Annotated in this window: 18 protein-coding genes; 9 read left to right on the plus strand and 9 right to left on the minus strand. The window is 72.6% G+C overall.

The annotated features are described in order from the left end of the window. Positions 1–353: 353 nt before the first annotated feature. Complete coding sequence (locus ABD224_RS06720; RefSeq protein WP_344047867.1) at positions 354–902, plus strand: GtrA family protein; 549 nt, start codon at positions 354–356, stop codon at positions 900–902. Positions 903–1,024: 122 nt separating this feature from the next. Here ABD224_RS06720 and ABD224_RS06725 read toward each other — a convergent pair whose 3' ends face one another. Together ABD224_RS06725 and ABD224_RS06730 are read right to left on the minus strand one after the other, a co-directional pair. Then, entirely contained in the window at positions 1,025–2,296 is a 1,272-nt protein-coding gene (locus tag ABD224_RS06725) for an ATP-binding protein (protein WP_344047870.1), read from the minus strand. A gap of 50 nt (positions 2,297–2,346) precedes the next feature. Further along, entirely contained in the window at positions 2,347–3,024 is a 678-nt protein-coding gene (locus ABD224_RS06730; RefSeq protein WP_344047872.1) for a response regulator transcription factor, read from the minus strand. Between the two features lie 528 nt (positions 3,025–3,552). Here ABD224_RS06730 and ABD224_RS06735 point away from each other — a divergent pair. Continuing rightward, positions 3,553–5,091 carry a peptide MFS transporter gene (locus ABD224_RS06735; RefSeq protein ID WP_344047874.1) on the plus strand — a complete coding sequence of 513 codons (1,539 nt, stop codon included), beginning with the start codon at positions 3,553–3,555 and terminating at the stop codon, positions 5,089–5,091. 235 nt (positions 5,092–5,326) lie between these two features. On the opposite strand, the gene ABD224_RS06740 is transcribed toward ABD224_RS06735, so the two are convergent. Together ABD224_RS06740 and ABD224_RS06745 are read right to left on the minus strand one after the other, a co-directional pair. After that, positions 5,327–5,875: an ATP-binding protein gene (locus ABD224_RS06740; protein ID WP_344047877.1), complete on the minus strand. Its 549-nt coding sequence runs from the start codon at positions 5,873–5,875 to the stop codon at positions 5,327–5,329. Positions 5,876–6,154: 279 nt separating this feature from the next. Beyond that, entirely contained in the window at positions 6,155–6,532 is a 378-nt protein-coding gene (locus tag ABD224_RS06745) for an STAS domain-containing protein (RefSeq protein WP_344047880.1), read from the minus strand. A 250-nt stretch (positions 6,533–6,782) separates the two neighbouring features. Between ABD224_RS06745 and ABD224_RS06750 the strand changes: the two genes are divergently transcribed. Further along, positions 6,783–7,703: an RNA polymerase sigma factor SigF gene (locus ABD224_RS06750; protein WP_344047882.1), complete on the plus strand. Its 921-nt coding sequence runs from the start codon at positions 6,783–6,785 to the stop codon at positions 7,701–7,703. 261 nt (positions 7,704–7,964) lie between these two features. Beyond that, positions 7,965–9,524 carry a ricin-type beta-trefoil lectin domain protein gene (locus tag ABD224_RS06755; protein ID WP_344047884.1) on the plus strand — a complete coding sequence of 520 codons (1,560 nt, stop codon included), beginning with the start codon at positions 7,965–7,967 and terminating at the stop codon, positions 9,522–9,524. Here ABD224_RS06755 and hutI read toward each other — a convergent pair whose 3' ends face one another. From hutI to hutU, 4 genes are all read right to left on the minus strand, one after another. Further along, positions 9,525–10,733 (minus strand): imidazolonepropionase, encoded by a 1,209-nt coding sequence (gene hutI, locus ABD224_RS06760; protein ID WP_344047886.1) that lies wholly within the window; start codon positions 10,731–10,733, stop codon positions 9,525–9,527. It abuts the gene before it with no gap. Positions 10,734–10,759: 26 nt separating this feature from the next. Then, positions 10,760–12,190 (minus strand): formimidoylglutamate deiminase, encoded by a 1,431-nt coding sequence (locus ABD224_RS06765; protein ID WP_425580928.1) that lies wholly within the window; start codon positions 12,188–12,190, stop codon positions 10,760–10,762. Then, entirely contained in the window at positions 12,181–13,383 is a 1,203-nt protein-coding gene (locus ABD224_RS06770) for an allantoate amidohydrolase (protein WP_344048060.1), read from the minus strand. The genes ABD224_RS06765 and ABD224_RS06770 overlap by 10 nt, the downstream gene beginning before the upstream one ends. A 71-nt stretch (positions 13,384–13,454) precedes the next feature. After that, on the minus strand, positions 13,455–15,173 hold the full coding sequence (hutU, locus tag ABD224_RS06775; protein ID WP_344047890.1) for a urocanate hydratase: 1,719 nt from the start codon (positions 15,171–15,173) through the stop codon (positions 13,455–13,457). 200 nt (positions 15,174–15,373) lie between these two features. Here hutU and ABD224_RS06780 point away from each other — a divergent pair, with 200 nt between their 5' ends. From ABD224_RS06780 to ABD224_RS06800, 5 genes are all read left to right on the plus strand, one after another. Further along, positions 15,374–16,795: a type III PLP-dependent enzyme domain-containing protein gene (locus ABD224_RS06780; protein WP_425580929.1), complete on the plus strand. Its 1,422-nt coding sequence runs from the start codon at positions 15,374–15,376 to the stop codon at positions 16,793–16,795. A 203-nt stretch (positions 16,796–16,998) separates the two neighbouring features. Beyond that, a complete protein-coding gene (locus ABD224_RS06785) occupies positions 16,999–17,391 on the plus strand; it encodes a hypothetical protein (protein WP_344047894.1) in 393 nt (130 codons plus the stop codon). Further along, the gene (locus ABD224_RS06790; protein WP_344047896.1) at positions 17,388–18,218 is read left to right on the plus strand and encodes a MarR family transcriptional regulator; all 831 of its coding nucleotides are present in this window, start codon (positions 17,388–17,390) and stop codon (positions 18,216–18,218) included. Before ABD224_RS06785 ends, ABD224_RS06790 begins: the two co-directional genes overlap by 4 nt. A 13-nt stretch (positions 18,219–18,231) precedes the next feature. Continuing rightward, on the plus strand, positions 18,232–18,735 hold the full coding sequence (locus ABD224_RS06795; RefSeq protein ID WP_344047898.1) for a roadblock/LC7 domain-containing protein: 504 nt from the start codon (positions 18,232–18,234) through the stop codon (positions 18,733–18,735). Positions 18,736–18,763: 28 nt separating this feature from the next. Further along, entirely contained in the window at positions 18,764–19,138 is a 375-nt protein-coding gene (locus ABD224_RS06800; RefSeq protein WP_067396780.1) for a roadblock/LC7 domain-containing protein, read from the plus strand. Positions 19,139–19,272: 134 nt separating this feature from the next. On the opposite strand, the gene ABD224_RS06805 is transcribed toward ABD224_RS06800, so the two are convergent. Further along, positions 19,273–19,884, minus strand: a complete 612-nt coding sequence (locus ABD224_RS06805) for a hypothetical protein (protein ID WP_425580924.1) — start codon at positions 19,882–19,884, stop codon at positions 19,273–19,275. Between the last annotated feature and the right edge of the window lie 29 nt (positions 19,885–19,913).

Raw genomic sequence — 19,913 nt, forward strand, 5'->3', positions numbered from 1 at the left:
CGGTCGCGCCACCTCGGCCGGATTCCACGCCCGCCCGGGGCGTCGGAATCCACGGGTGCGCACCGGCACCCCCACCGGTTGCCCCGGCGGCTCTCTCCCGCCTTTCCCTGTCCTTCTCCTTGTCCCTCCCCCGTCCTTCCCTCCGCCCTTTCCCGCCACTTCCCGCCCTTTCCCTGCCATTTCCCCGCCCTTTCCCCGCCCTTTCCCCGCCCTTTCCCCGCCCTTTCCAGGGCTCTTTCCGACCTGTTCCCCGGCGGGAGCCCCGTCCACAGGCGCGGCGCCGAGGCGCTGGTTAGCATGACGGAACCGACGAGACCGGCCACGACACGACCGAGACGGGGGCCTGCACGACCATGGGCCATGGTTCCTCAAGGCTTCGTTCCGCGCCCCCGGCGCGCCGCGGCGCACTGCGCAGGCGGGTGGACCGGCTGTGGCGCGAGGTCGTCAAGTTCGGCGCGGTGGGCGGAGCGGGGCTCCTGGTCAATCTGCTCGTGTTCAACCTGGTGCGGCAGGTGACCGATCTGCAGGTGGTGCGCGCGAGCGTCATCGCCACGATCGTCGCGATCCTCTTCAACTACATGGGCTTCCGCTACTTCACCTACCGGGACCGCGACAAGACCGGCCAGACCAGGGAGCTGACCCTGTTCCTGCTGTTCAGCGGGGCCGGCCTGGTGATCGAGAACGGTGTGCTGTACCTGGCGACGTACGGCTTCGGCTGGAACAGCCCGCTGCAGAACAACTTCTTCAAGTTCCTCGGCATCGCCATCGCGACCCTGTTCCGCTTCTGGTCCTACCGCACCTGGGTGTTCCGCGCCCTGCCGGTCCGGGGGGACACCGTGGTGGACGCGAAGCGGCTTCCACGGGCCAAGGGGGAGGAGCCGCGCCCGAAGGTCTTCCGCTGACCCTGTCCCTTCCCGTTCCTTCCCGCCCCTTCCCGCCCCTTCCCGCCCCTTCCCGCCCCTTCTCGCCGTTTCTCATCCCTTCCCGGTCCGTCCGACGGACCGGTCCGTCCGACGGGCGGGCCCTACCGCACCGTCGGCTGCCGCTCCTCCCGGTCCTTCGGTGGCGGGGTGCGGGAGAGGAACAGGCCGAAGACCGGGGGCTGGGCCTGGAGGAGCTCCAGGCGCCCGCCGTCGGCCTCGGCGAGGTCGCGGGCGACGGCGAGGCCGATGCCCGTGGAGTTGCGGCCGCTGATCGCGCGCTCGAAGATGCGGGCCCCCAGGTCGGCGGGGACACCGGGGCCCTCGTCGGTGACCTCCACGACCGCCTGGTTGCCGGTCACCCGGGTGCGCAGCGCGACCGTGCCGTCGCCGTGCATGAGGGAGTTCTCGATCAGCGCGGCCAGCACCTGGGCGACCGCGCCGGGCGTGCCCACGGCCTGCAGATGCCGCTTGCCGGAGGTGACGATGGCGCGGCCGGCGCTGCGGTAGGCGGGGCGCCATTCGGCGATCTGCTGCTGGATGACCTCGTCGAGATCGAAGGAGACGGCGGAGCCGTTGCGCGGGTCGCGGGAGTTGGTCAGCAGACGGTCCACCACGTCCGTCAGCCGCTCCACCTGGGCGAGGGCGACGTTCGCCTCCTCCTTCACCGTGTCCAGGTCGTCGGTGAGGGTGATCTCCTCCAGGCGCATGGACAGCGCGGTCAGCGGCGTACGCAGCTGATGGGAGGCGTCGGCGGCCAGGCGCCGCTCGGCGGTCAGCATCCGGGCGATGCGTTCGGCGGAGCTGTCGAGCACATCCGCGACCCGGTCCAGCTCGGGGACGCCGTAGCGCTTGTGACGGGGGCGCGGATCGCCGGAGCCGAGGCGTTCGGCGGTCTCGGCGAGGTCGGTCAGCGGGGAGGTGAGCCGGTTGGCCTGGCGGATCGCGAGCAGCACCGCGGCCACCACGGCGAGCAGCGCGACCAGGCCGATGATCAGCATCGTGCGGCCGACCTCGCGGACCACCGAGGAGCGGGACTCCTCCACCCGGACGGTCTCGCCCTGCCCGCCCTTGGCCGTCGCGTGGATCACATCGCCGGGCGGTTTGCTGCCGACCTCGATGGGCTGCTGCCCGGGAATGCCGATCACGGCGTACTGGCCGTCGGCCACCTGATCGCGCAGGGCCTCCGCGTTGACGGTCTCCGCGCCGAGCAACCGCCTGTCGACGATGCTGGCCAGCCTGACCGCCTCGGACTCGACCCGCTCCTGGGCGCTGTGGCTGATCGTACGGGTCTCGACGATCACCAGGGAGACGCCGAAGACGGAGATCACGACGAGTACCACGGCGAGCGTGGACTGGATCAGTCGACGGCGCATGTCCTCTTACCTGACGAAAGGCCGGGCGGCGCGGCTCGGGTCTTCCCGGATCAGTTCTTCTCGAAGCGGAAGCCGACGCCTCGCACGGTCGCGATGTAGCGGGGGTTCGCCGCGTCGTCGCCGAGCTTCTTGCGCAGCCAGGAGATGTGCATGTCGAGGGTCTTGGTCGACGACCACCAGGTGGTGTCCCAGACCTCGCGCATCAGCTGCTCACGGGTGACGACCCGCCCCGCGTCCCGCACCAGCACCCGGAGCAGGTCGAACTCCTTGGCGGTGAGCTGGAGCTCCTCGTCGCCCATCCAGGCGCGGTGGGACTCGACGTCGATGCGCACCCCGTGGGTGGCGGGCGGCTGCTGCGGCTCGGCGGCGCCGCGCCGGAGCAGGGCCCGGACCCGGGCGAGCAGTTCGGCGAGCCGGAAGGGCTTGGTGACGTAGTCGTCGGCGCCGGCGTCGAGACCGACGACGGTGTCCACCTCGTCGGCGCGCGCGGTCAGGATCAGGATGGGCACCGTGTGCCCGTCGGAGCGCAGTCGGCGGGCGACCTCCAGGCCGTCCATGCCGGGCAGCCCGAGGTCCAGCACGACCAGGTCGACACCGCCCTGCGTTCCGGCCTCGAGCGCGGCGGGGCCGTCCTCACGCACCTCGACCTCGTACCCTTCCCGGCGCAGTGCGCGGGCCAGCGGCTCCGAGATCGACGCGTCGTCCTCGGCGAGCAATACACGGGTCATGAACTGATGGTAGTCCGCCCGCGCCGTCCACCGGGGTGGTGCTTCGACATGATCGTCACGCGGGCCTCCCGCCTGCCCGCCCGGTGACAGGGCCCTCACCCAGAGTCTTGCGATCCATGGAAAGACTCCGTGCAGGCCTTGAAAACCTTAGGTAAGGACGCCTGTCTCCTGTGATTCATATCGCAAGTCCTTCCATGTCCGGCCCTACTCTGCCTTATCGTGAAGTGAACGCCTGCCGCACACCGGGACCTTTGGCGCTCACCTCGACGCCGGAGGTCCTTTTTGTGTGCGGGCCGGCCCGGCGAGGAATGACCCGAGGCCGGGCCTCCGCCCGTACCGGCCCACACGCGCCGGCGCGGACAGAGGCATGATCCGGCGGCCGTCGTCCCCCGCTCCGCGATCCGGAGCGGGCTCTCCCCTGGGCGTGGGGTGGACCTCGGTCCCGCCGGTGCCGGCCATCCCCCCCCCACACACCACACGGGCGCGTATCCGCCGACCGGAGCGCGTCCCGACCAGCGAGGAACGACCATGGCGTCCAGCCTGACGAAGGACTCGGCCCGACCGGGCACCCCCGGTTCCGAGAAGACCTTCTTCGGCCACCCGCGCGGCCTGGCCACTCTCTTCATGACCGAAATGTGGGAGCGCTTCAGCTTCTACGGCATGCGCGCCCTTCTCGTCGTCTATCTGCTCTCCGGCGGCCCGGACGCCAAGAAGGGGAGCATGGGTGGCGGGCTCGGCATGGACCTGGCCACCACCACCGCGATCTACTCCGTCTACCTGTCGATGGTGTACCTGCTCACCATGCCCGGCGGGTGGCTGGGGGACCGCGTCTGGGGTCCCCGCAGGACGGTGGCGATCGCCGCCGTGACGATCATGGCGGGCCACGCGGTGCTGGCGCTGCCCGGCGGACAGGCGCCCTTCTTCGCCGGCCTGGCGCTGGTCGCGCTCGGCTCCGGCCTGCTGAAGGCCAACATCTCCACCATGGTCGGCCACCTCTACGGCGGCCCGGACGACCCGCGGCGCGACGGCGGCTTCACGATCTTCTACATGGGCATCAACATGGGTGCCTTCTTCGCCCCGCTGGTCATCGGCACCGTCGGTCAGCAGGTCGGCTGGCACCTGGGCTTCGGTCTCGCCGCCGTGGGCATGGCGATCGGGCTGGCGGCCTTCCTCCTCGGCACCCGCCACCTGTCCCCGCGGAGCGATGCCGTCCCCAAGCCGCTGACCTCCGCGGAGCGCGCCTCCTGGCTGCGCAGGGGACTGATCTGGCTCGCCGTCGCCGCCGTCTTCTACGGCGTCGTCGGCTTCACCGGCCACTTCACCCTGAACTGGGCGATGATCCCGCTCACCGTGATCGGTCTGGTCATCCCGGTCGGCGTCCTGGTGCGCATCAAGCGGGACAAGGAGCTGTCGGACGTCGAGCAGTCCAGGATGACCGGCTACATCTGGTTCTTCGTCGCCGCCGCCGTCTTCTGGATGATCTACGACCAGGGCGGTTCCACGGTCCAGGCGTTCGGCGAGACCAAGACCTCCGGCTCGCTGCTGGGCTTCGGCTTCCCGTCCTCCTGGTACCAGTCGCTGAACCCGGTGTTCATCATGGCCCTGGCCCCGGTCTTCGCCTGGCTCTGGCTGTGGCTGAACCGCAAGGGCAAGGAGCCGAGCACCGTCACGAAGTTCGCGGCCGCGCTGTTCTTCATCGGCGTCTCGTTCTTCTTCTTCCTGCTGCCGCTGGGCATGGCCGCGGACGGCACCCTGGTCAGCCCGATGTGGCTGGTGGGCATCTACCTGATCCAGACCGTCGGTGAGCTGTGCCTCTCCCCGGTCGGCCTGTCGGTGACGACCAAGATGGCCCCGGCGAAGTACGCCAGCCAGATGATGGGCGTGTGGTTCCTCGCGGTCACCGCGGGCGACTCCGTCACCGGCCTGCTGTCCAACCCCGCCGTGGGCGGGGTGGACCTCAGCGGCACGGGTGCGGTCGCCGTGGAGGCCGCTCTGGCCGCCCTCGCCGGATGCGCGGTCTTCATGTACCGCCGGAAGGTCAAGTCCCTGATGGGCGACGTGCCCTGAGATCCGGCCCGCCCCGGCCGGCATGTCCTGGGGCCACCGCGTCCGTGGACGCGGTGGCCCCGCGGCGTTTCTGCGGTGTCCCGGTGGCCCCGCGGTGTGCCGGCGTCGTCCCGGCGGCTCCGCGGGGCGGCTCCGCGGTGTCCCCGTGGCTCCGCGATGTGCGGCGGTGTCCGTGGGGTTCCGGGCCGGAGCCGTACGCTCCGCAGCAGGCGTGACGGGGGCGGTCCCGGTGCCCTCAGGCCGGCGCTCCGAGCTCGGCCCACACTCTCTTGCCCGCGACGCCCGGGGTGCGTACGACCCCCCAGTCCAGGCACAGCCGCTGGACGATGAACATGCCGTGGCCGCCGGGGCGGCCGGCGCGGTGCGGGGTGCGCGGGGCGGGCTGGCCGGCGCCGCGGTCGGAGACCTCGATGCGGATCACCTTGTTGTCGCAGGTGAGTTCCAGTTGCTCGGGGCCCTCGGCGTGCAGACAGGCGTTGGTGACCAGCTCGGAGACGACGAGGAGCACGTCCTCGGCGGCGGCCCGCTGGTCGGCGGTCGCGGCGGGCAGCCAGCCCCACGCGTACAGCGCCTGGCGGGTGAAGTCCCGGGCGAGGGGCACGACACCGCTCTGGCCGTCGAAATCCAGCCTGCGGACCTGGCGTCCCCCCGGCGGGGCCGCCGGCACGGCCGTCGTCCCCCCTGTGGACGCCCCTCCTGCCGGTACATCCCCCTCGGGCATCCCGGAAGCGCCGCTGGGCTCCGGGCCGCGGTCGCCCGGCGAGTAGGGCCGGGTGGTGCTCATCAGCGCTTCACCTCACCGATCCACCAGTTCACGATTCAAAGGTCATCCGTCACTTCGCATGCACACGGCCGGTGTGTCCATGCACATGCCGGAATCCCGCTCACCGGGCCTCATGCGGGCAGCCGATCCGCTCAGGATGTCTCCTGCCCGACCGATCCGGTGGAACACCCCTGTTTTCGGCCCGCGGGGAGCGACGCCCGGTACGCGTCGGCCACGGGAGCGGGAGAAGGAGCGGAAGAAGGAGTGGAGGAAGGACACGTCGGCGTTCCAGCGGCCGGCTCAGCCGGTCTCGTCGGCCAGGGCGTCCTCGAGCGTGTCGTGCACGCTGAAGACCGCGTCGGCCCCTGTGATCTCAAACACACGAGCCACCACCGGCTGCATGCCGGCGAGGTGCACCCCGCCTCCGGCCGCCTCCGCCTTCAGCCGCGCACCCAGCAGCACGTTCAGCCCCGTGGAGTCGCAGAACTCCAGACGGGAACAGTCCACCACCAGTCGCGAGCGCCCCTCGGCGAGGCACTCCTCGAGCGGTTCGCGCAGCAGGTCGGCCGTGTGGTGGTCCAGCTCGCCCGCCGGGGTCACGACGGCGCTGGAGCCCTCCTGCCGCACCTCCACCAGAAGCCGGCCCGACTGTGCGCTGCCGACCGTCCCGTGGTCCATGCCGTCATCTCTCCCGGGGTCTTGGTCCGCTGACTGACGCCCTCGAACACTACGCCTTCCCGCACCGCCGCGACACCCGGCAAACACACACAAACGAACACACTCCCACGCAACACACTTGCGGCAGAGTTGGGAGAGCAGGTAGGGCTAGTAAGGACCTGTACCCGACACGGACGGCTTTGGAGGCGCCGCACACCGCAGTGCACGCACCGGCTTCGGCAGCCATATGCCGAGAACGATGGAGGACATCATGTCACCCCGGCTCGACGCATCGCACCCCCAGAAGGCGACGTCGGCACCCCCCACGGAGCGCCCGGATCCCACCGAGCTTCACGACGAACGCGCCGAGCGGGCCGATCGGGCCTCACTGGCCGGGCTTCCGGACATCCCCCCGTACGACGAAGTGGCCCCGGACGACGCCCGGGCCCTGTCCAAGGCCCTCTTCGAGCGGCTGGAGTCCCTCGAGGAAGGCACCCACGAGTACTCGTACGTCCGCAACACGCTCGTCGAACTCAACCTCGCACTGGTCAAGTTCGCCGCCTCCCGCTTCCGCTCCCGCAGCGAGCCGATGGAGGACATCATCCAGGTCGGCACCATCGGCCTGATCAAGGCGATCGACCGCTTCGAACTCTCCCGGGGCGTCGAGTTCCCCACGTTCGCGATGCCGACCATCATCGGCGAGATCAAGCGCTTCTTCCGCGACACCTCGTGGTCCGTGCGCGTCCCGCGCCGGCTGCAGGAGCTGCGCCTGGACCTCGCCAAGGCCGGTGACGAGCTGGCCCAGCGGCTCGACCGCGCCCCCACGGTGGGCGAACTCGCCGAGTACCTCGGTCTGACCAGGGACGAGGTGGTCGAGGGCATGACCGCCTCGAACGCGTACACCGCCTCCTCGCTGGACGCCCAGCCGGAGGAGGACGACTCCGAGGGCGCCCTGGCGGACCGCATCGGTTACGAGGACAACGAGCTCGAAGGCGTCGAGTACGTCGAGTCGTTGAAGCCGCTGATCGCCGAGCTGCCCTCCCGGGACCGGAAGATCCTGTCCCTGCGGTTCGTGGCCAATATGACCCAGTCGGAGATCGGCGAGGAGCTCGGCATCTCGCAGATGCATGTCTCACGGCTGCTCTCGCGCACGCTCGGGCGGCTGCGCAAAGGACTGACCGTGGAGGAGTGACGGGGGTGACCGGGCGCCTTCGCCCGGTACCGGAAGCGGCACCGGACGGACCGCGTCCCGGCTGTCCCTCCCTTCCCGGCAGCCGTCTCCGCGCTCTTTGGGCATCCGGTGAAAACCCTTGGACACCCTGCTGGTTACCTTGGGTAACACCTTCCCTCCCGGACTCCCTTGCATCACCATGGTCATCTTCCAGACTGGCTGGTATGCCAGGAGTCCGGCGACGGCGCCGAGGCGGACGCCGAGGCGCGAGGAGGCGGGTGCATGGCTCGGGCCGACGGTGCCGACAACAGTGACGAGACCGGGAACGCGGACGGCGGACCGTACAGGGAAGCGTCCGACGCGCGGCTCACCGGGTTGCTGAGCACCGAGGCACCGGCCGCCTATCCGGCGCTGCGGGAACTGCGCGCCCGTCACTTCTCCTCCGTCCTCGCCTACGCCCGGCAGTGCACCACGAGCGAGCCGGCCGCACGGCAGATCGCCGCGCAGGCGTTCACCCTCGCCGCCCGCGAGACGGCACGCGGGGTGGACCCCGGTGTCCCGGTCCGGCTGCACCTGCTGCTGCTGATCGCCCGGCTGACCGGTGCCTGGGCGCGCGACGAGCGGTCCGGCGGCCTGGACGCAGGGCTCCTGCTGGTCCTGAACACGGCCGGCCCCGAGGGCCCCGTACCGCCCCTGCTCGCCGCCTTCCAGTCGCTGCCGACCCGCACCCAGGGCCTGCTCTGGTACGGCGTCGTGGAGCAGGAGCCCGAGGACCGGACCGCCGCCTTCCTCGGCGTCGACCGGCAGGACGTGGCGTACGGCGTCCCGCGGGCGCTCAAGGCGATGGCCCAGGCCTCCCTGCAGTTCCGCCTCGCCGCCTCCGACGACCCCCGCTGCGGCGACTTCCGCCGGCTCATCGAGGAGGCGGTCCGGCCCGACCGCCCCCGTACCAGCTCCGGCCTGCACACCCACATGGCGCGCTGCGACCACTGCACCGCCGCCTTCGAGGAGCAGTCCGCCCTGCGGGACCACCCGCGCACCACGCTGGCCGAGGGGCTGCTCCCCTGGGGCGGCACCGCCTACGTCACCCGGCGGCCGGCCGAACCGCGCCCGGGCCCCCGCGCGCGGACCGCCGTCCGGTCGCCCTCGCGCCGCTTCGTGCTGGCCTCGGCCGCGCTCGGTGCGGTCCTCGCGCCGCTGCTGCTGTTCCTGGCCGTCCCGGACGGCAATCCCCAGGACCGGCGCGCGGCGGGCGCGGCGACCGCCTCCGCCCCCACGGTGGAGGTCACGGTGACGGCGACCGTTCCGGCACCCCCGCCCTCGCCCTCCCCCTCCGCGACCTCCCGCCCCTCCCCCTCTGCTTCCTCTGCCTCGCCCGAGCCGGCCCCACGCCCCTCCAGGACGGCGCACCCGAAGCCGAGGCCCACGCCCATGGATCCGCCGGGAGCGGCCTACGCCCAGGTGGTCAATGTCGCCACGGGACGCTGCCTGGACGTGGCCGGTGACTTCGACAACGGCACGGACGTCGTCACCGCCCCGTGCGGGTCCGCGGCCACCCAGCGCTGGCGCGTCGACGCCCGCCGCGGGGTGGTGCAGTCGGCGGCCGACCCCGACTTCTGCCTCGACAGCCGCGGCTCCGTGGAGAAGGGCGTCGGCATCTGGACGTGCTCCTCGGTGGAGGGCAGGAACGGCCGGAACCTGACGTTCGTCGTCGACCCGGACGGGGTGATCCGCCCGGCCGTCGCCGTCACGACCGGCCTCACCTCGAACGCCGACGGCGACCTCTCCTTCACCCCGGTGACCGGAGGAACGGCACAGCGGTGGCGGGCAGGTGACGCCTGATCAGACCTCGCGCACGCCCTTGCGCCAGACCTGGGCGACCAGGGGGACGCCCGGGCGGTAGGCCAGGTGGACATGGCTGGGCGCGTCGAGGACGACGAGGTCGGCACGGGCACCGGGAGTCAGCCGGCCCACGTCGTCGCGGCGCAGGGCCCGCGCTCCGCCGGCCGTCGCCGCCCAGACCGCCTCGTCGGGCGTCATGCCCATGTCCCGCACGGCGAGCGCGATGCAGAACGGCATCGAGGACGTGAAGGACGAGCCCGGGTTGCAGTCGGTGGACAGCGCGACCGTGACTCCGGCGTCCAGCAGGCGCCGGGCGTTAGGCCACGGGGCGCGGGTGGAGAACTCGGCGCCGGGCAGCAGGGTGGCGACCGTGTCGCCGCCGGCCAGGGCGTCGACGTCCGCGTCGGTCAGATGGGTGCAGTGGTCGGCGCTGGCCGCGTCGAGCTCGACGGCGAGCTGGACGCCGGGGCCGTGGGTGAGCTGGTTGGCGTGGACGCGCGGGTGCAGGCCCCTGGCCTTGCCCGCGGTGAGGATCGCGCGGGCCTGGTCGCCGTCGAAGGCGCCCTTCTCGCAGAAGACGTCGATCCAGCGGGCGTGGGGTGCGCAGGCCCGGAGCATCTCTCCGGTGACCAGCTCGACGTACGCCGCCGGGTCCTCGGCGTAGTCGGGGGGAACGATGTGCGCGCCGAGGTAGGTGACCTCGTCGGTGTGGCGGGCGGCGATGCGCAGGGCGCGGGCCTCGTCGGCGACGGTCAGCCCGTACCCGGACTTCGTCTCGAGCGTGGTCGTGCCCTGGCGCAGGGCCTCGGCGAGGTACCGGGTGAGGTTGGCCTCCAGTTCCGCGTCGGTGGCGGCGCGGGTGGCGGCGACCGTGGTGCGGATGCCGCCCGCGCTGTAGGGCCGGCCGGACATGCGGGCGTTGAACTCCTCGGTGCGGTCGCCCGCGAAGACCAGGTGGGAGTGGGAGTCGACGAAGCCCGGGATCACCGTCCGGCCGCCGGCGTCGACCCGGTTGTCAGTGGCGGGTGCTTTCCTGGACTCACCGATCCATGCGATGCGGTCGCCGTCGATGACGACGGCCGCGTCCTGGACCAGTCCGAGGGGGGAGTCTCCCCCGCTCCCGGACGCGCCGGAGCGGGGGAGCCCTCGTCCGAGGGAGGGGTCGTTGGTGACCAGCGTGGCGATGTTGGTGATGACGGTGCTGCTCATGGCGTCCTCGGCAGGGGCGGTGGGGGTCAGCCGCGCAGGGCTTCGACGGCGTCCGCCAGCGCTGACGGCACATCGGGCACACGGGTGTGGACACCGTCCCGTACGACAGGGCGGCCGCCCACGACCGTATGGCGCACATCCGCTGCCGTCGCCGCGAATACGGCCGTCTCGGCGCCGAGTTCGGGCCGTGTGCCCGCTGTTCTGACCGAGTCCAGCGCGATCGTTGTGAAGTCGGCGAGGGCACCGGCGCCGAGGCGGCCCGCCTCGCTCCAGCCGAGGGCCGCGTGCCCGTCGGCGGTGGCGGCCCGCAGCAGGGCCGCGGCCGTCCAGTGGCCGCGGGTGCGGGTGCGCAGCCGCTCGTTCAGCTCCATCGCGCGGGCCTCTTCGAACAGGTCGACGACGGCGTGGCTGTCGGAGCCGAGGCACAGCGGGGAGCCCGCGCGCTGCAGGGCCGGGGCGGGGCCGATGCCGTCGGCCAGGTCCCGTTCGGTGGTCGGGCACATGCAGGTGCCGGTGCCGGAGCGGCCGATGAGGGCGATGTCCTCGTCGGTGAGGTGGGTATTGTGCACACCGGTCGTGCGCGGGCCGAGGACGCCGTGGTCGGCCAGCAGCCGGGCCGGGGTGCACCCGTGGGCCGCCCGGCAGGCGTCGTTCTCCGCGGTCTGCTCCGACAGATGCACATGGAGCGGGGCCCGCCGCTCCTCGGCCCACCGCGCGACCGTCGCCAACTGCTGTGCGGGCACGGCCCGTACGGAGTGCACGGCGGCCCCGATCCGTGCGTGCTCCCGTTCCTTGAGCGCCGAGCAGCGCTCGGCCCAGGCCTCGGCCGTGCCGTCAAAGAAGCGGAGTTGGGAAGGGTTCGGCGGCTGCCCGAAGCCGGAGGACAGATAGCAGGCGTCGAGGAGGGTGATGCGGATGCCGGCCTCGGCGGCGGCCTCGATCAGGGCCTCGCCCATCGCGTTCGGGTCGGTGTACCGGGAGCCGCCCGGCGCGTGGTGGACGTAGTGGAACTCTCCGACGGCCGTGATGCCGGCCAGGGCCATCTCGGCGTACACCGCGCGGGCCAGTGCGTGGTAGTTCTCCGGGGTGAGCCGGTCGGCGGTGGCGTACATGACCTCGCGCCAGGTCCAGAAGGTCCCGGAACCGACCTGGACGGTGCCGCGCAGGGCCCGGTGGAAGGCGTGGCTGTGCGCGTTGGCGAGGCCGGGGACCGTCAGTCCTCTGAGGGGCTCGGCTCCCGGCGGCGGGGCGGGCACACCGGTGCGGACGGCCGCGATACGGCCGTCGCGCACCTCGAGCACCACGCCCGACACGACGGGGGTCCCCTCTGCCCGGGCATCGCCGGGAGGCCGGGGGGAGGTCCCCTCTGCCCGAGTGCTGCCGTGAGCCCGGGGGGACGCACCGAGCCACGCGTGCTCCAGCCAGTACGTCCGCGGGTGGGTCGTCGTCACGCGCAGGCCAGCCCTTCCAGTACGTCGGCCAGTGCGCGCACCCCTGCCACGCAGTCGTCCTCGGCGGCGGACTCGGCCGGGGCGTGCGAGACACCGGTGGGGTTGCGCACGAACAGCATGGCGGTCGGAATGCTCCCGGACAGGATCCCGGCGTCGTGTCCCGCGCCCGTGTCGAGCACGGGCACCGTCAGGCCGGTGTCCTTGCCCAGGATGCGGGCCAGTTCGTCCCGCAGGGCGTGGTCGAACTCGATCACGGGGGTGAAGGACTCGCGCACCAGGTCCACGTCGACGCCGTGCGCCGCGGCGGATGCGCGGGCCGCCTTCTCGATGCCGCCGACCACGGTGTCGAGGGTCTGCTGATCGGCGGCGCGGGAGTCGAGCCAGCCGCGCACCAGGGAGGGGATGGCGTTGACGCCGTTCGGCTCCACGGCGATCTTGCCGAAGGTGGCGACGGCACCGGTGCGCTCGGCCTCGCGCCGGGCGGCGAGCACGGTCTCGGCGTACGGCAGCATCGGGTCGCGCCGGTCGGACGTCCGGGTGGTGCCGGCGTGGTTGGCCTCGCCCCGGAAGTCGAACCGCCACCGTCCGTGCGGCCAGATCGCACTGGCCACGCCGACGGCGTCCCCGGTGAGGTCGAGGGCGCGCCCCTGCTCGATGTGCAGTTCGACGAAGGCCCCGATGCGGGCGAGGCGTTCCGGGTCCGGTCCGATGGCGTCGGGGTCGTACCCGGCGGCCTCCATGGCCCGGGGCAGTGTGATCCCCTCGCCGTCGGTGAGCCGGTGCGCCTGCTCGACGGTGAGCCGTCCGGCGGTCAGCCGCGACCCGACACAGGCGAGCCCGAACCGGGCGCCCTCCTCGTCCCCGAAGTTGACGACGGCGAGCGGCCGGGTGAACCGCGCGTTCCTGCCGCGCAGTTCGTCGAGGGCGGCGAAGGCGGACACGACTCCCAGGGGCCCGTCGAAGGCCCCGCCGTCGGGCACGGAGTCGAGATGCGAGCCGGTGACCACGGCGTTCCCCCGGGCGGGGTCCCCGAGCCAGGCCCACTGATTGCCGTTCCGGTCGACCTCGTACACCAGCCCGCGGGCCCGGGCCTGCTCCGCGAACCAGGCCCGGCACTCCGCGTCGGCGGCCGTCCACGCGAACCGGCGGTAGCCGCCGGTTGCCGGGTGCCGCCCGATGGCGGCCAGGTCCCGCCACATCTCGTGGAAGGAAGCGCCGCGGAGGGAACCGCCGTCGGCCGACGGCCGGGGGCCGTCGCCGGGGCGCCGGGTCACGCGTCGTCCCCCTCGCGCATGGGCACCCGGACCCCCCGTTCCCGGGCCACCTCCTCCGCGCGCTCGTATCCGGCGTCGACGTGCCGGATCACGCCCATGCCGGGGTCGTTGGTGAGCACCCGGCGGATCTTCTCGCCGGCCAGCGCCGTGCCGTCGGCCACCGTCACCTGCCCGGCGTGGATCGACCGGCCCACGCCGACTCCGCCGCCGTGGTGGATCGACACCCAGGAGGCTCCCGAGGCCACGTTGACCATCGCGTTCAGCAGCGGCCAGTCGGCGATCGCGTCGGATCCGTCGAGCATGGCCTCGGTCTCCCGGTAGGGAGAGGCGACGGAGCCGCAGTCGAGGTGATCGCGGCCGATGACGATCGGTGCCCGCAGCTCACCGCCGGCGACCATGTCGTTGAACCGCTCGCCCGCCTTGTCGCGCTCGCCGTAGCCGAGCCAGCAGATGCGCGCGGGCAGGCCCTGGAAGCGGACGCGTTCGCCCGCCATCCTGATCCAGCGGCCCAGGGACTCGTTCTCGGGGAACAGCTCCAGGATCGCCCGGTCGGTCTTGGCGATGTCGGACGCCTCCCCCGACAGCGCGGCCCAGCGGAAGGGGCCCTTGCCCTCGCAGAACAGCGGCCGGATGTAGGCGGGGACGAAGCCGGGGAAGGCGAACGCCCGCTCGTATCCGGCCAGTTTCGCCTCGCCGCGGATGGAGTTGCCGTAGTCGAAGACCTCGGCGCCGGCGTCCAGGAAGCCGACCATCGCCTCGACGTGCCGGGCCATGGACTCACGGGCCCGGGCGGTGAACCCGGCCGGGTCCTTGGCGGCGGCCTCGGCCATGTCCGCGAAGTCGATGCCGAGCGGCAGGTACGACAGCGGGTCGTGGGCGGAGGTCTGGTCGGTGACGACGTCGATGGGCGCGCCCATGGCGAGCAGCCGCGGCACGAGGTCGGCGGCGTTGCCGAGGACGCCGATGGACAGCGGGCGCCGGGCGTCGCGCGCCTCGACGGCCAGCCGGAGGGCGTGGTCGAGGGAGTCGGCCCGCATGTCCAGGTACCGGTGCTCGATGCGGCGCTCGATGGCACGCGGGTCGCAGTCGATGCAGAGGGCCACACCGTCGTTCATGGTCACCGCGAGCGGCTGGGCGCCGCCCATGCCGCCGAGGCCGGCGGTCAGGGTGATGGTGCCGGCGAGCGAGCCGCCGAACCTCTTCGCGGCGACGGCGGCGAAGGTCTCGTAGGTGCCCTGGAGGATGCCCTGGGTGCCGATGTAGATCCAGGAGCCGGCGGTCATCTGGCCGTACATGGTCAGGCCGAGGGCCTCCAGGCGGCGGAACTCCTCCCAGGTGGCCCAGTCGCCGACGAGGTTGGAGTTGGCCAGGAGGACGCGCGGGGCCCACTCGTGGGTCCGCAGGACGCCGACGGGGCGGCCGGACTGGACGAGCATGGTCTCGTCGGCCTTGAGGGTCCTCAGGGTGCGGACCATGGCGTCGAAGGAGTGCCAGTCGCGGGCGGCCTTGCCGGTGCCGCCGTAGACGACGAGGTCCTCGGGGTGTTCGGCGACCTCGGGGTCCAGGTTGTTCTGGAGCATCCGCAGAGCGGCTTCCTGCTGCCATCCCAGGGCGCTCAGTTCCGTGCCCCGCGGCGCTCGCACACCGCCGGGGGGCGGTCCGTAGGCCCCGGTGCGAGGGCGGTGGGGGGAGACGGGCGGGCGGGGTCCTGACATGGTCTGCCTCCCAGCGGATTGCTCCCGCGGATGTGTTGCTTTCTCTATTCACATCCTCGCCCGCTGAATAGGGCTAGTCAATACGGCGTCGCGCGCCACACGGGTGCTCCCGGATGCTTCGCTGGATGGATCCGGACGAAGGGTGCCGGACGACGGCGGGGCGGCAGGGAGGGGACGACGGCATGGACGGCATGGACGGCATGGACGACGTGAACGGCCCGGACAGCGCGGGCGGCCTGGACGGCAGGGACGGCCCGGACGGCAGGAACGAGGACCGTGCGCGGGCCGCCCGGCGGGACGCGGCGGTGCGGGCCGCGGTGGACCAGGGGCTGCTCGGCCCCGACTCCCCCCTCGTGGGCCTGCTCGACGTCACCGGCATCCGGGCATCGGCGGCGTCGCTGCGGGCGGCGTTCGCGGCGGTGACGGCGCCGGGCACCCCGGTGCTGCACGCCTTCGCCGTCAAGGCGACCCCGCTCGTGCCCGTGCTGCGGCTGCTGCACGAGGAGGGCCTGGGCGCCGAGGTGGCGAGCCCCGGCGAGCTGGCCCTGGCGCGGGCGGCCGGGGTGCCCGCCTCCCGCATCGTCCTGGACTCCCCCGCCAAGACCCCGGCCGAGCTGCGCGAGGCGCTGGAGCTGGGCGTCGCCGTCAACGCGGACAACCCTCAGGAACTGGCCCGCATCGACGCCCTCGTGGGGTCCGCCGTCCCTCGCTCACCGCTGGGAATCCGGGTGAATCCACAGGTCGGCGGGGGTTCGATCGAGGCGCTGTCGACGGCCACGGCCACCTCGAAGTTCGGCATGGGCCTGCGCGACGAGGGCGTGCGCGAGTGGATCGTACGGGCGTACCTGGACCGCCCCTGGCTGACGAGGCTGCACACGCACACCGGCTCCCAGGGCATCCCGCTGCCCCTGATGGCGCAGGGCGTGGCGCGGACGTACGCGCTCGCCGAGGAGATCAATGCGCGCGCGGGACGGCGGCAGGTCGACACCCTCGACCTCGGCGGCGGACTGCCGGTGAACTTCGGCTCGGAGGAGACCACGCCGACGTACGCACAGTACGCGCGGCTGCTGCGCGAGACGGTGCCGGGGCTGTTCGACGGGCGGTACGGGCTGGTGACGGAGTTCGGGCGGTCACTGCTGGCCAAGCAGGGCACGGTGGTGGCCCGGGTGGAGTACACCAAGAGCGCCGGCGGGCGGCCGGTCGCCGTGACCCACGCGGGGGTGCAGGTCGCGACGCGCACGGTGTACGCACCCGAGGCGTGGCCGCTGCGCCTTGCCGCGTACGACGCGCAGGGACGGCCCAAGGCGGGGCCCGAGGTGGTGCAGGACGTCGCCGGGCCCGCCTGCTTCGCCGGCGATCTGCTCGCCGAGGGCCGCCCCCTCGCACCGCTCGAGCCGGGCGACCATGTGGCGGCACTGGACACCGGCGCCTACTTCCTCGCGCACCACTACGCCTACAACTCCCTTCCCCGGCCCGGGATCCACGGCTTCGCCCCGGACGGCTCGGGAGGAATCGCCTTCGCGACCGTGCGCGAGCCGCAGACGGTCCGGGACATCGTGGCGGAGGCGGGAGGAGAGCACGCGTCGGCGCTCACCGCTCTGCGCGCGCCCGAGCGCGCTTGAGGCAGGCCGGGCACGCCGGCACGGCCGAGCGCACCGGCGCGACGCACGGGAAACCCGACACACGAGAAACTCGGGTCAGTTGACCCACATTAGTCCCTCGGGCACATGTTCCACCGGAAAATTCCGTAACCCCCGCTGTCGCTTCACACCCTGCGTAGCGTCTCCCTCACTCAGCCGAAACCCCAGGCGGGAGGGGAACAAGGGTGCCCGGAATCGACGAGTGCCTCCTGGAAGCCATGCGGCTGCCCGGTGCACGCGGCGCCGCGCTGGTCGACTGGATGAGCGGACTTGCCCTGGGCACCGTCGGGGAGTCCCCGGGCGGCGACCCCGAGACCACGGCGGCGGAGGCCGCCGAACTGGCCCGGCTGGCCGCCGAGCACGGGGCGTTCGCCTCCGCCGAGGGGGCCGGCGGCGAGCGGCCTTTGGTCGAGGACCTGATCGTCAGCAACCGTGACAGCTACCACCTGCTGCGGTTCGTGGACACGTCCTTCGACAGCAGTGTGTTCCTGCATCTGTGGCTGAGCCGCACCGAGGGCAACCTCGCCCTGGCCCGCATACGCCTGGGCGAGATGGCCGAGCGGCTGGTGCTGGGATGACCGTGGTCGACACCCCGCCGCCCCGGCTGCCGGTGCGCGCCAGGCCGTCCGCCGAGCCGGCCTGGGACAGTGTCCCCCCGATGCTGACCCGGCTCGCCGCCGAACGGGCCACCGGCGTCCTGGTCCGGGAGCACGGCACGCTCTACCTCGCCGAGGGCCGCGTGGTGCACGCCGAAAGTCCCCTGACCCCCGGTCTGGAGCTGCTGCTGACCGCCCACGGCACGCTGGAGGCCGAGGTGTGGCGGGACGCCGTGGCCCGGGCCGACGACCGGTACGGCGCGGCCCGCCTGCTGCTCAGCGGCGGCCATCTGGCCGAGGGCGCCCTGGAGCTGTGCCATCTGGGCGCGCTGTACGACGCCGCCTACTTCGCGCTCGCTCCGAGCAGCACCCCGGGCCGTTTCCGCTACGGCATCGCTCACCGGCTCGGTCCCGTCCTGCCGGTCGCGGTGGCCGATCTGGAGCGCGAGGTTCTGCGCCGGCGCGAACTGCTGCGGCGCATCTGGCCCGACGCCAGGCCGGACAGAGCCCCACTGGTGCGGACGCACACCACCGCCGCACCGAGGCTCACGCTCCGTCAGCACAGGCTGCTGGAGCGGATCGACGGCACCCGCACGGCCACCGATCTGGCCCGGGAGCTGGGCCGGCAGGCGTTCCACACCCTGGTGGACATACGGCGGCTGGCGGCCGCCGGACTCGTCGCGCCACGGGATGCGCCCGGGCCGGCCGGCGACGGGGAGACCCCCGCGTTCGCCGAGCGGCCGGCGTACACCACCGACCCCCACATCACGCTGCTGAAGAGGCTCAGGGATGCGCTGGAGGCCCTTTGAGAGGAGACACCGGATGGCAGCCGAGCCGGACATCCTGGACGAACTGCGCCGGTTGAGAGCCCGCATACCCCAGCTCACCGGCTCTCTCGCCGCGAGTGTCGACGGCCTCGTACTGGCCCACGACACCCCGGGCGTGGAGCCGGAGAGCGTGGCGGCACTCACCGCGGCCGCGCTCGGCGTCGCCGTACGCATGGCGGATGTCACCGGCCAGGGCGACCTGCGCGAACTGCTCGTGCGGGGCGTCCACGGCTATGTCGCGACCTATGCGGCGGGCAGCACGGCGGTGCTGACCCTGCTCGCCCAGGACCGCGTCAATGTCGGCCGTCTGCACCTGGAAGGCCGCAGAGCGGGTGCCCGCATCGGGGAACTGGTCGACGCCGAGGCGACGGCCAGGGCCCCCGGCAGGTCATCCGTGAAGCTCGCGAAACCGCCCGCCAGGACCGGCGCCGTACGGACCAGAACCCCGCGCGCACCACGCACCACGTCCACCGACGCGCGCACCACCACCGAAAGCTGAGAGAACCGAGAGAACAAGGAGATCCGCCATGGCCAACACCGAGACCTGTCTGAAGGAAGCGCTCGCCTCCATCGAGGGTGCGACCGGTGTCGCGCTCGTCGACTACACCAGCGGCATGGCGCTGGGCACGCTGGGCGGCGGCAAGAGCCTGGACCTGACCGTCGCCGCCGCCGGCAACACCGATGTCGTCCGGGCCAAGATGCGCACCATGGAGCACCTCGGCCTCAAGGGGCAGATCGAGGACATCCTGATCACCCTGACCGACCAGTACCACCTGATCCGTCTGCTCAGCGGACGCGGCGGCAGCGGCCTGTTCCTGTACCTCGTCCTCGACAGCAAGCGGGCCAACCTGGCGATGGCCCGCCACCAGCTGAAGAAGATCGAGGAGAGCCTGGAGGTCTGAGCACGGCCGCCTCCGCCGGGGCACAGGGCCCGTGCCCCGGCGGATCGCGCGGCACCCTCACCTGTCCTGCTTGTCCTGCCCGTCCGGCCGTCGCGGCCACCGGTTTGAGGTCCCGGTTCTTCCTCCTGCGTTCCTCACGCCGCCGACCGGGCGAGCGCCGCACGGCGGCGCGCTCCGCCCGGGGCCGCGTCGCCCGCCGCGATGCCCGTGGTGCGGTAGGCGCGGACCGCCTTGCCCGCGGGGTTCCCGCCGCGCTTGTCGAGCCAGTCGACGCGCACCCACAGCAGGGCGTCCTCGGAGCGCTCCAGCCGGCCGAGCCAGGCGGCCTTCAGCCACAGCCCCACACCGGTCCCGGCCAGGAGCATGCCGCCGGCCGCGGGCAGGGCGAAGGAACTGCCCAGCGCGGCCAGGAACGCCGGCAGCAGCCACCACAGATGCCTCCGGCGCCAGACCCGGAGGCTGACCGCCCGGTCCTGGAGCAGGTCGTACCGTCCGGCGCGGGAGGCGCCCTGAGCGAGGTCCCGATAGCGCCGACGCCGTACGCAGGCCACGACGACCGCTGCCGCCAGGAACAGCGCGGCCCCCGCGAGAGCACCGATCCGGCGCCCGGTCAGCCCCGGCACCAGCATCCCGGCTCCTGCCGCGAGGATCCCGAGCCACCACAGCGGTGCCGCCCCGGCCCGTACCACGACGGCCACCCGGGCCAGGACCTGACCTCCACGATCCGCACGACTTCCGCGTGCCACGTACTGCCTCCTTGTCGTCGTCCTTGTCG

Origin of the sequence: Streptomyces thermoalcalitolerans, from assembly GCF_039525155.1 — a bacterium.
GTDB classification, from domain to species: Bacteria; Actinomycetota; Actinomycetes; order Streptomycetales; family Streptomycetaceae; genus Streptomyces; species Streptomyces thermovulgaris.